Source organism: Microcystis sp. BLCC-F209 (assembly GCF_041928595.1).
GTDB lineage: Bacteria > Cyanobacteriota > Cyanobacteriia > Cyanobacteriales > Microcystaceae > Microcystis.
In genome coordinates this window covers 1-11797 of the sequence record NZ_JBHFLL010000155.1, presented here as the reverse complement: position 1 = coordinate 11797, position 11797 = coordinate 1, and the positions used below count along the sequence as shown (strand labels likewise).

The 11797-nt window shown below is 45.2% G+C and carries 7 protein-coding genes and 1 pseudogene; 5 read left to right on the top strand and 3 right to left on the bottom strand.

Annotation, left to right across the window (positions count from 1 at the left end; all coding sequences use genetic code 11):
• Positions 1–263 precede the first annotated feature (263 nt).
• Positions 264–1102: pseudogene (locus tag ACE1AQ_RS09560) on the top strand (alpha/beta fold hydrolase).
• A gap of 291 nt (positions 1103–1393) precedes the next feature.
• On the opposite strand, the gene ACE1AQ_RS09555 reads toward ACE1AQ_RS09560, so the two are convergent.
• Both ACE1AQ_RS09555 and ACE1AQ_RS09550 read right to left on the bottom strand, forming a co-directional pair.
• A complete protein-coding gene (locus ACE1AQ_RS09555) occupies positions 1394–2818 on the bottom strand; it encodes an ammonium transporter (RefSeq protein ID WP_110546000.1) in 1425 nt (474 codons plus the stop codon).
• Positions 2819–2993: 175 nt separating this feature from the next.
• Positions 2994–4430, bottom strand: coding sequence for an ammonium transporter (locus ACE1AQ_RS09550; RefSeq protein WP_008197408.1), 1437 nt, complete (start codon positions 4428–4430; stop codon positions 2994–2996).
• Between the two features lie 515 nt (positions 4431–4945).
• Here ACE1AQ_RS09550 and ribD point away from each other — a divergent pair.
• The 4 genes from ribD (at position 4946) to ACE1AQ_RS09530 (ending at position 10697) form a co-directional block, all read left to right on the top strand.
• Positions 4946–6043: a bifunctional diaminohydroxyphosphoribosylaminopyrimidine deaminase/5-amino-6-(5-phosphoribosylamino)uracil reductase RibD gene (gene ribD, locus ACE1AQ_RS09545; protein ID WP_008197407.1), complete on the top strand. Its 1098-nt coding sequence runs from the start codon at positions 4946–4948 to the stop codon at positions 6041–6043.
• Positions 6044–6302: 259 nt separating this feature from the next.
• Positions 6303–8276 (top strand): molecular chaperone HtpG, encoded by a 1974-nt coding sequence (gene htpG, locus ACE1AQ_RS09540; protein WP_110543491.1) that lies wholly within the window; start codon positions 6303–6305, stop codon positions 8274–8276.
• Between the two features lie 359 nt (positions 8277–8635).
• Positions 8636–10138 carry a DEAD/DEAH box helicase gene (locus ACE1AQ_RS09535; protein WP_110543395.1) on the top strand — a complete coding sequence of 501 codons (1503 nt, stop codon included), beginning with the start codon at positions 8636–8638 and terminating at the stop codon, positions 10136–10138.
• 208 nt (positions 10139–10346) lie between these two features.
• Positions 10347–10697, top strand: coding sequence for a 4a-hydroxytetrahydrobiopterin dehydratase (locus tag ACE1AQ_RS09530; protein ID WP_008204638.1), 351 nt, complete (start codon positions 10347–10349; stop codon positions 10695–10697).
• Here the strand turns inward: ACE1AQ_RS09530 and ACE1AQ_RS09525 are convergent.
• Positions 10694–11572, bottom strand: coding sequence for an NAD(P)-dependent oxidoreductase (locus ACE1AQ_RS09525; RefSeq protein WP_008204640.1), 879 nt, complete (start codon positions 11570–11572; stop codon positions 10694–10696). The two genes, ACE1AQ_RS09530 and ACE1AQ_RS09525, sit on opposite strands and share 4 nt — an antisense overlap.
• Between the last annotated feature and the right edge of the window lie 225 nt (positions 11573–11797).

Genomic DNA, 11797 nt, shown 5'->3' with positions numbered 1-11797 from the left:
TAGGTTCTGTGTGATCAGTTTAACTTACAATATGATCGATCAATCTTTGTGTCCTTTGTGTCTTTGTGGTTCGTTCCACTCACTCGCCAGCAGGACTGTATCCTAGAATACATTTTACCCACCAAACCTGGGAGAGCCAAATGCTGACAAATTTTCGGAAATTTCAGCTAGAAGTTATACTAAATCCAGTTATTAAAGACTGATTATTTATTCCCCCTTTTGCCTCTTGCCTATTGCCTTTTGCCTGTCCTGATAAGTAGCCTATACTCAACGGATTTAGTATTAATGGCATTACTATCAATGGTGTCAAAGGTGGGCGCGGTTTTCCGCTGCTTTTGCTCCATGGTTATCCCCAAACCCATCAAATGTGGCATAAAATCGCCCCCCGATTAGCGGCTAATTTTACGGTGATCGCCACGGATCTGCGCCGCTACGGGGATGGCGATAAACCCTTACCCCTAGAGGATTCTAGCAATTATTGCAAGCGGGTGATGGCCCTCGATCAGGTGTTGCTGATGGAAAAATTGGGTTATCAGGAGTTTTATCTGATCGGTCATGATCGAGGGGCGCAAGTTTTTTACCATCTCGCCCTCGATTTCCCCGAAAAGGTAAAAAAATCGTTTTACTCGATATAGCCTCAACGCTGGCGATGTACGAGGCTACAGAGCAAACTTTTGCCACTGCCTACTATCATTGGTTCTTCTTGATTCAGCCTTCCCCTTTTCCCGAAACCCTGATCGCCGCTAATCCCGATTATTATCTGCAACATTGCTGGCAAAGTTGGGGGCGAGATTTTAGCGCTTTTACAGAGGAAGCTTTGTTGTTTTCGAGATTTAAGCACGATAACCGCCACCTGTGCCGATGATCGGGCCGCCGCTACCATCGATTTAGAGCATGATCGTCAGGATTTAGAACGGAAAATTTCCTCTCCCCTCTTGGTTCTTTGGGGAAAAAAAGGTTTCATTGCTCGTCAATACGATCTATCGCTCTTTGGCAGCAGCGAGCTAATCAAGTCACCGGACAAGCGATCGCCAGTGGTCATTTTTTACCGGAAGAAGCACCGGAAGAGACGGCACAGGAGATCGAGGATTTTCTTGGCTAAGTAAAGAGATTGACGACCAAATTCTCCGAGTTAGGAGCCTGAAGACAGGAGGGAAATCCTTAGCTAATTAGGTTTTCACTTTGACAAAATTATGCTCCTGTTAGAATCTTGAACCTAAGATACTTATTAAAGGCAGCTCCACCTATACAATTGCTGAGTTAGCTGGCCTACAAATTTCTTGATTCTTGCTGGCAAGAATCGCTAATTTTTGGCTGTCTTGCCCATGTTCGGCCAAGTTTCACAGAGACGAAACTTCGCCTCTGTTAGCCGCACCGATAGCCGATTGAATCGCTAATAATTTTCTTGCGGATTTGTGGCAGCAGGATTTTCTTGGTAGGAAAAGCTGTTACCAAACTCGAATTCCTGTCCGTAGGCTTCCTCTCCGTGTTGAGGCACATCTAACCCTTCTGCTTCCGTATTCGGTTTAACCCGCAAGTCCATAAATAAACTGAGAACTTTCAGGATGACAAAAGTACCGACGGCAGCAAAGATATAAGTAGCGGCAACGCCAACAAATTGCGTCCACAGTAACCCCGGATTCCCAAAAAATAAACCATCATTTCCAGCTGAATTAACCGCTTTTGTGGCAAAAAGCCCCGTAAGCAGCGCCCCTATCGTTCCGCCGACACCATGGACGGGATAGGTATCCAAAGAATCATCAAAGCGCAATTTTGCCCGGAGACTAACCGCAAAAAAACAGGTAAGGGCAGTGATCGAACCAATGAGAATCGCCCCAATCGGCAGCACATAGCCGGCAGCCGGAGTTATACCGACTAATCCCCCTAAAAATCCACTAGCAATGCCGATCGCCGTCGGTTTAGCCCGTAAAATCCATTCTATAAGCATCCATGTCAAACCACCAGCCGAAGCTGCGATACTGGTATTAACAAAAGCTGTCGTGGCTAGGGAACTAGAGGAAAGCGCACTACCCCCATTAAAACCAAACCAACCGAACCAGAGTAAACCGATACCTAGGAGAACAAAAGGCACATTATGGGGTGCGTAGGTTTGGGTGCCAAAACTGCGACGCGGGCCAATCACCCAAGCGGCCACCAGTGCGGAAATCCCGGAACTAATGTGAACAACGGTTCCACCGGCGAAATCCAGCGCCCCGGTGGCAGCCAACCAACCCTTACCCCAAACCCAGTGAGCTAGGGGAGAATAGATAAAAGTGGACCAAAGCAGTAAAAACCAAAAATAGGCTTTAAAGTTGACCCGTTCTACGATCGCCCCCGAAATTAAAGCCGGGGTGATGATCGCAAACATCATCTGATAGACCATAAACACTTGATGGGGAACGGTGGGTGCATAACCGATATTGTCAGGTGTGGCCGCGGTGACACCGTTAAGAAAAATCCAATCCAGTCCCCCGATCAAAGCTTCAATTCCCTCGCCAAAACCACTTTTACCCGGGGTGACATCGAAAGCGAGACTATAACCCCACAGCACCCAAGTTACACCGATGACGCCCATGGCCACCAAACTCATCATCATGGTGTTGAGGACGTTACGCGAACGCACTAAACCCCCATAAAAAAAAGCCAGTCCGGGGGTCATTAATAAAACTAAAGCCGACGAGATCAGCATCCAAGCGGTATCTCCAGCACTAATCGGATTGGGGGGAGCGGCGGCGATGGTTTCCGCAAAAACTGGGGCAACTCCGCAATTGAATCCCAGTGCCAGCAAAAGTATGGTTATTCCTACGATCTTTTTCATTGACGGTTGCTGCCTAGTAGCAAGATTAATTTTTTCTGTCCGGAAAGAGACAAAAAACCGAAAGAGAAAAGGTTTAGAAGCCAATTATAGCCACCGATCGCAGCGGGGCGAGGCCTTCTTCCTTTTCTCTTTAACTTTGTCGGGGGTAAATTAATCTATCTTTACAAGGTTTAACCTAACGACTGCTAGGCGTTTCCATGTCAACACTGGAAGCATAATGGCCGCCGGTAACGATATCGGACTCCTTGACGAAACCGCTATAGGCTTCCATCCCGTGTTCACCCACATCCAAACCTTCCATTTCTTCTTCGGGAGTAACACGAATACCGAGGGTCGCCTTGAGGATTGTCCAAACAATACCACTAACAATCAGGGTAAATGCCCCTACTGCCACAATTCCGATAATTTGGTTAATAAACAGTTGGAATTGACCGGTGATTAAACCCGCATCTTTGTTGAAGATACCGACGGCTAAAGTTCCAAACACACCACAGACGAGGTGAACGGAAGTCGCACCCACGGGGTCATCAATTTTCAGGTTATCGAAGAAAGCCACCGAGTAAACCACGACTACACCGGCAATTAAACCGATGATTGCCGCCGACCAATAGGATACACCATCACAACCGGCAGTAACGGCTACTAAACCGGCCAGAATACCGTTAATAATCATCGAAAGGTCGGGTTTACCATCTTTCGCCCAAGCGGTAAAGGTAGCGGCAATGCCGCCCGCGGCCCCGGCGAGGTTAGTGGTGACAGCGATATAGGGTACAGTTTCATTAACCGCTAAAGTAGAACCGGGGTTAAAACCAAACCAGCCAATCCAGAGAATTAAACAACCCAGGGTCGCAATACTCATGTTATGGCCGGGTAAGGCATTGGTGCGACCGTTGATGTATTTACCCATTCTCGGGCCGAGAATTGCCGCCCCGGTTAAGGCAGACCAACCACCGACCGAGTGAACTACCGTCGAACCGGCGAAGTCCTTAAAACCAAGGTCGGCTAACCAACCGCCACCCCACACCCAGTGACCGGTGATCGGGTACATGATACCAACGATAATTAAGCTAAAAACGAGGAAATCGGTGAATTTAATCCGTTCTGCCACTGCCCCAGATACAATGGTTGCCGCCGTTCCCGCGAAAGCGACTTGGAACAGGAAGAACACCGAGGTGGGCAAAGAGGCAGGCATAACGTAGGTGGCGGGATCGCTACTGCTAAGGAACCAACCTCCCGTACCGAAAAATTCGTTACTGACAGACCCGAACATCAGGGAGAAACCGATCGCCCAAAATGATATGGTGGAGAGGGCGAAAACGATCAGGTTTTTGGCCAGAACGTTAACGGCGTTTTTCTGACGACAGAATCCCGTTTCTAGCATCGCAAAACCCGCATTCATAAAGATCACGAGGATGGCGGCAATTAAAACCCAGATTGTATTGAGGGCGTTTTGGACATCTTCGGGGGTTAGGGGTTTCGCATCCTGGGCCTGTACGGCCGTGTTCCAAACCACAAAAATAATCGCAGACAAGGGAACACAGGCTAACCAGACAGGGTTAATTTTGGGTAACAAACCGACAAGTTCCCCAGATTTTCGAGCAATTCGTTTCATCGTTAATTCGTTTACTTTGTTGAGTTAGTAGGTCGATTCATTACTTTTGAAAATAATCACCGAGCAATTATGTCCGTTCAACCGCTAAATCCTAGGAACAGGGGTCAATCATTTCAGAAGACCAAACACCTAGGGATTTATCTTGATGTGTGAGTAGTCAATGTTTTTCGATCTTTGTTGTTTTGATTTGAGATTTCTGTATCCTCTGATACGTTTCACTTTAAAATAATAATAGTAGAGAAGTTATCAATTATCAGTTATCAGTTAGAAAGGGGATATAGGGGTTTAGGAATTTAGGGATTTAGGGGTTTAGGGGTTTAGGGAAATTTCAGCCAAATGCCCCACTACCCCCCGCAACGCACACGAAGTGGTCTCCCCATCTCCCCACACCCCATCACCCCATCACCCCCATCTCCTAATTCATAATTCATAATTTATAATCTATAATTCCCACTGATCACTGATTACTGTTTACTGATCACTGAAAACTCTCCCCTCCTTTGGAGAAATCAACCATGGCCCGGGCAACGGAATTCGATCGCACAATGATGCAAAGATGTCTAACCCTTGCTAGGCAAGCCTTGGGGCGGACTTCTCCTAATCCTTTGGTGGGTTCTGTGATCGTTCAAGAGGGTACAATTATCGGCGAAGGTTTTCACCCAGGGGCCGGACAACCCCATGCAGAAGTTTTCGCCCTGAGACAGGCAGCGGAAAAAGCTCGTGGTGCCACTTTATACGTCAATCTTGAACCCTGTAACCACTATGGACGGACTCCCCCCTGTAGCGAGGCAATTGTGCAAGCAGGCATTAAAAAAGTGGTGGTGGGGATGATCGATCCTAATCCCCTAGTGGCGGGGAAAGGCATTCAAAGATTAGAATCGGCAGGCATCGAGACGCTGGTGGGAGTGGAGGAGTCCGAATGTCGTCAACTCAATCAGGGTTTTATCCATCGCATCACCGCTAAAAAACCCTTCGGTATTCTCAAATATGCCATGACTCTCGATGGCAAAATTGCCGCCACTAGCGGTCATAGCGCCTGGATTACTAGCCCCGCTTCTCGCCAAATAGTCCATCAATTGCGATCGGCCTGTGATGCGATTATCGTCGGCGGTAGCACTGTCCGTCAAGATAATCCCCACCTTACCACTCACGGCCTCTCCGATCATAATCCCCTGCGCGTGGTCATGACTCGATCGCTCGATTTACCTCCCTCGGCCCATCTTTGGGATACCAGTCAATTTCCCACCCTTGTCTATACACAAATTGATGCTAATGTCAAGCTTCAGCAACAATTATTAACAAAAGGCGTGGAAGTGATCGAACTCACCGAGGTGACACCCACTTTAGTGATGGAAAATCTTTATCAGAGGGGATTTTGTCAGGTTTTGTGGGAGTGCGGCGGCGGTTTAAGCGCCGCCGCGATCGCTGAGGGCATGGTACAAAAAATTATCGCTTTTATTGCGCCCAAAATCATCGGCGGAATCAAGGCACCTACTGCCGTGGGTGATTTAGGTTTCCAGTTAATGAGCCAAGCTTTACAGTTAGAAAATGTCACGGTTAATTATCTCAATCCCGATATTTTGATTGAGGGATATCTGCAAAGTAAACAGTAGAGCTACTGCAATTCCCCCTCAATCGGCAAATCTCAACCAACCGCTTGCAAAAGTCAAAAAGTCATCAATAACTGCGATAATCTGGCACTTACCCCTAATTTTTGCGATCAAGTTCTAGAAATCGCCCCGCTGCCGTTAAATACCTTTATCGGTACGGTTATCCCCCTAGAAGAAGTTGGGCAATCGCTCTGTGATCAATGCTGCCATTATCGAGCAAAATAAAAAAGTTAGAATAGTCAAGCCCTTAGTGATTGAACGTATGACGGTACTCGAAAAAGGTAATATCACGATTCATACCGAGAATATCTTCCCTATTATCAAAAAATCTCTCTACACTGACCATGAAATTTTTCTGCGGGAATTGATATCCAATAGTGTTGATGCCATCTCGAAATTAAAAATGGCTTCCTTAGCAGGAGAAGCGAGAGGAGAAGTCCCCGAACCAGAAATTAATCTCGCCATCGATAAAGAAAATCGTACCCTATCAATTACCGATAATGGTATCGGGATGACGGCGGAAGAAATCAAGAAATATATTAACCAAGTTGCCTTTTCCAGTGCGGAAGAATTTATCAATAAATACCAAAAATCAGCCAACGATTTAATCGGTCATTTTGGCCTAGGTTTTTATTCGGCTTTTATGGTGGCTAAAAAGGTAGAGATTGATACTCTTTCCTATCAGGAAGGTGCTACCCCTGTCCATTGGTGCTGTGATGGTTCTCCAGAGTTTGAACTAACCGATTCTTCCCGCAGCCAAATCGGCACCACTATCACCCTAACTTTAATGGATGAGGAAGGGGAATATTTAGAACCTGCCCGCATTCGCCAGTTAGTCAAAACCTACTCGGATTTTATGCCCGTTCCCATTAAAATTGATGGGGAAGTGATTAATCAACAACGGGCTTTATGGAAAGAATCTCCTCAAAATCTGACGAAAGAAGACTACCTAGAATTCTATCGTTATCTCTATCCTTTCCAAGAAGAACCTTTACTCTGGGTACATCTGAATACTGATTATCCTTTCCTGCTCAATGGCATTCTCTATTTTCCCAAACTCAGACCGGATGTGGATGTCTCAAAAGGACAGTTAAAGTTATTCTGTAATCAGGTTTTTGTCAGTGATCATTGCGAGGAAATTATTCCCGATTTCCTGATACCCTTGCGAGGAGTTATCGATAGTCCAGATATTCCTTTAAATGTATCTCGAAGTGCTTTAACCAAAGATCGTACCGTTCGCCGTATTGCCGATTTTATTGCCAAAAAAATTGCTGATCGCCTCAAATCTCTATACAATGAAGACGCAAAAGAATATATTCGTTGTTGGGGAGATGTGGGAACCTTTATTAAATTTGGTTCCTTGAAAGAGGATAAATTTAAACAGCAGGTAGAAGATATTTTAATCTATCGGACTACCTACAAACCCCCAGAAACCCCAGTACAAGTGGAAGTGCAAACCGCCGAAGGTGACGCATGGCAAGAAGCAACGGCGAAAACTCCCCTAGAAGCGATCGAACAGGAAGGTTATACTACTCTCAAAGCCTACCTAGAACGCCATAAAGAACGCCACGAAAATCGAGTTTTTTACTGTACCGATCCTCGTAGTCAATCCACCTACGTTGAACTCTACAAAAATCAAGGTTTAGAAATCCTCTTCTTTGATTCTTTCATCGATACTAATTACTTTATTCCTTTCCTAGAAAGAGAATACTCCGATGTGAAATTCACCCGGGTTGATTCTGAACTAGACTCGACGCTGCTCGAACAGGATCAAGCTAGTGAAATTATCGATCCCGCTAGTAATAAAACCAGGGCTGAATTGATCAAAGAAATCTTCGCCAAAGCCCTCGATAATTCCCGCATCAATATCAAAACTGAAGCCTTGAAATCCGATGATCCCCAAGGTACTCCCCCAGCAATTGTCTTACTTCCAGAAGCGATGCGACGCTTACAGGAAATGACGGCAATGATGCAACAAAAAGCCATGGCTTTCCCCGAAGAACATATTCTGATGATTAATACTAATCATCCCTTAATTCAACAGATTGTCCAGATTAGTCAGGGAAGTATTGTTACTGGTAGCGGCGAATCTCCATCGGCGCAATTAGCGAAAATGCTCTGTCAGCACGTTTATGATTTAGCTTTAATCGCTCAAAAAGGATTTGATGCCGAGGGAATGCAAGCTTTTGTGGAACGTTCCAATCGCGTTCTGACTAAGCTAACCGAAAAGATTTAATCTATTGCCAAACTTTAGCTGTTTCGATATGCTGAGAGTGTGTTAATTCACACTCTATTTTTTTAGCCCGATCAATATGATCTAACGATAAGCTATCTTGCCGCCGTCAGCCTTGAATCAGTTATCAGTTATCAGTTATCAGTTATCAGTTATCAGATGTAAGTTTTCAGTTCACTTATACTGTTTACTGTTTACTGTTTACTGTTTACTGATAAGTAGGGAGGCACAATTATTTGTAGGATGGGTTAGCGGTAGCGTAACATGAGCGGGCGTTGGGTTTCATGCTTCAACCCAACCTACGTTCTGTTTACTGATAACTGTTTACTGATAACTGATAACTGATAACTGATAACTGAAAAATGCGCTTACCCACCCTCAAATATGAGCGAGGAACCTTAATTCTCCATCCACCACCAAAAGGGAAAAAATGGCTAGATTTTGCCACTTGGGATGATCGTATCGAAAGATTTCGCATTTTGGCCATTCATTATCGTCCTCTCGTGGAAACCCTACAGGAGGAGGGCATTAACTTCCAAGATGAAGCAAAAGCTTTTAACAATTTAGAATTAATTGCCAGTTTTGAACGGGAACCCTACCCCCACCAAACGGAAGCGTTAATCGCTTGGAAAAAATCCCAGAGAAGGGGTGTCATTGTCCTTCCCACCGCTGCCGGTAAAACCTATCTTGCCCAATTAGCTCTACAATCGACTCCCCGCAGTACCTTAATTATCGTGCCGACTATTGATTTAATGCACCAGTGGTATGCCCAGATGTTGGCGGCTTTTCCCGATGCCGAGGTGGGATTATTAGGGGGAGGTTCTAAGGATAATAGTGCTATTTTAATCGCCACCTATCAAAGTGCGGCAATTTATTCAGAAACTCTTGGCAATCGTTACGCTTTTTTGATTTTTGATGAATGTCATCATTTACCATCAGATTTCTTTCGGAAAATAGCGGAAGATTCGATCGCACCCTATCGTTTAGGCTTAACAGCAACACCGGATCGCGGTGATGGTAGTCATCAAGATTTAGATTATCTTATTGGTGCAATTGTTTATCAAAAAAGTCCCCAAGACTTGTCAGGAAAAGCCCTGGCGGATCATGAAATAATTCAAATCAAAGTGAAACTATCTGCCAAAGAACAGGAAAAATATCAAGAAGCAATTAAAATTCGCAATGATTTTTTAAGAAGAAATAATCTCAGTTTGTCTGGTTTAGATGGTTGGCAAAATTTTGTCATGATTAGTGCCAGAAGTAGCGAAGGGCGCCGGGCCATGTTGGCCCACCGGGAGTCGAAGGAAATATCCTCCGGAACCCAGGGAAAATTGCGGGTTTTAGCCGAGTTAATCTGTGAACACTATCTGGAACCAATTTTAATTTTTACCAACGATAATGCCACAGTTTACCGCATTTCCGAGAGCTTTTTAATACCTGCCATAACCCATCAAACTCCCGTGAAAGAACGCCATGAAATCCTGACCCGTTTTCGTCAGGGAGAATACAAAATTCTGGTGACTTCCCATGTTCTTAATGAAGGGGTTGATGTGCCGGAAGCGCGCATCGCGATTATTTTATCGGGAACCGGTTCCACTAGGGAATATATTCAGCGTTTAGGACGGGTTTTAAGAAAAGGCCAACAAGAGGATAAACGGGCGATTTTGTATGAAGTGATAGCCGAAAATACGACGGAGGAAAAAACCTCCCAACGACGACGGGGAGAGCAGAAAAATAAAACTAGCTATAAAACCAGTAATCGACAATTGGAATTATTGCCTTCTCCTCCGAAAAAATCTTTTTCTTTCCCGAAGGCTGCCGAATCTTCTACCCCTTGGGTAAGTTCTCCAGAGTCAGAGGAAGAATAGAAAATTTCTCTGGGGGATTTTCCTCTATAATAAAGGTAAGTAGGTAGGTGTTAAAAGTTGTCAGATACCCCCCTTATCAAGGGGGGCAGGGGGGATCCCCCCGCCTATCGGCACCCCCCTTATCAAGGGGGGCAGGGGGGACTAGAGGCAAAATCTATCTTCAATTTAATTATAACTACTTACTTAAAAAATCTAGATTGATACCCCTATGACCGAACTTGCCCAACAAAAATGTCAACCTTGTCAATCGTGTTCTTCTCCTATCACTGCCGAGGAAATTACCGCTTTACAGGCTAAAATTCCCGATTGGAATCTCTTAGAATACGAGGGTATTCCCCGTCTGCAAAAACTCTATAAATTTGCCAATTTTCAAGGGGCAATCGCCTTTACTAATGCCGTGGGAGAAGCGGCGGAAAAAGAAGGCCATCACCCCGCTTTATTGACAGAATGGGGTAAAGTTACCGTTTCTTGGTGGACCCATGACGTGGGCGGATTACATCAAAATGATTTCATCATGGCTGCCCGTACCGATGATATTTATCGTCAACAAAAGGCCTAATCGTAGGCGCGAATCATCGCTTGGGTTCCCTGTTTAATTCCCTTGCCTTCGTCCAATTCCGCTACTACTTTAAATAGAGTTTCCGCTAAATCTGTCCCGGGCAGAATTTCCCCGGCTGTCTGGGCAGTTTCTTTGACTAATCGCAAATCTTTTAAGATATGTTCAATCATAAAAGCCGGCTGTAAATCTTGGGCGAGGATTTTTGGTCCCAAATTTTCTAAAGCCCAAGAACCCGCCGCCCCCGTTTTACAGACTTCTATGACTAAATTGGGGTCTAATCCTTGAATTTTTGCCATTTTTAGAGCCTCACACAGCGCCACCATGTGAACCGCCCCCAAGACTTGATTACAGAGTTTTACCGCCTGTCCGTTGCCGATTTCGCCACACCAGCGAATAGTTTTACCCATGGCTTGAAAACAGGGCAGACAAGTCTGAAAATCCGCTTCTTTCCCTCCCACCATAATAGTTAAACTGCCGTTTTTCGCCCCAATATCGCCCCCAGAGACGGGAGCATCGAGAAAACGGAGATTATTTTCCTCTAGCTTTTTACCAATCATCCTAGCGGCTTGAGAGCCAATGGTACTCATATCCACCACCAGAGTTCCCACGGCTGCCGATTCCATGACACCCCCCGGTCCTAAAATTACCGCTTCCACGTCAGGCACATCCCCGACGCAGGTAAAGACAATCTCGGCATCCCTGACGGCGGCGGCGATACTAGAACAAATGTTCGCACCCGCTGCCCCGGCAATGGTTATCCCCGGCGCCTCTGAGGTACGATTCCAAGCATTGACGGCAAAACCTTGACGGACAAGATTAGCCGTCATTGGCGCTCCCATTACTCCTAATCCTAAAAAGGCAATTTTTTGACTCATAATTTTGGTAATTAAGCGAATTATGAATTATGAATTATAAATTATGAATTGTGAATTATGAAGTGGGAATTATGAAGTGGGAAGTTTTGGTTCTTCGGTTTGTGTTATGTAATGGACGGGGGTTATAAGAGATGGAACCCTTATAGAGAAAGACATTGGACGATTTTTGTCAATTGTTTTTGATCTAGAGCGAGCTAATCAGTTAAATCTTTTGCCAGATAAGGA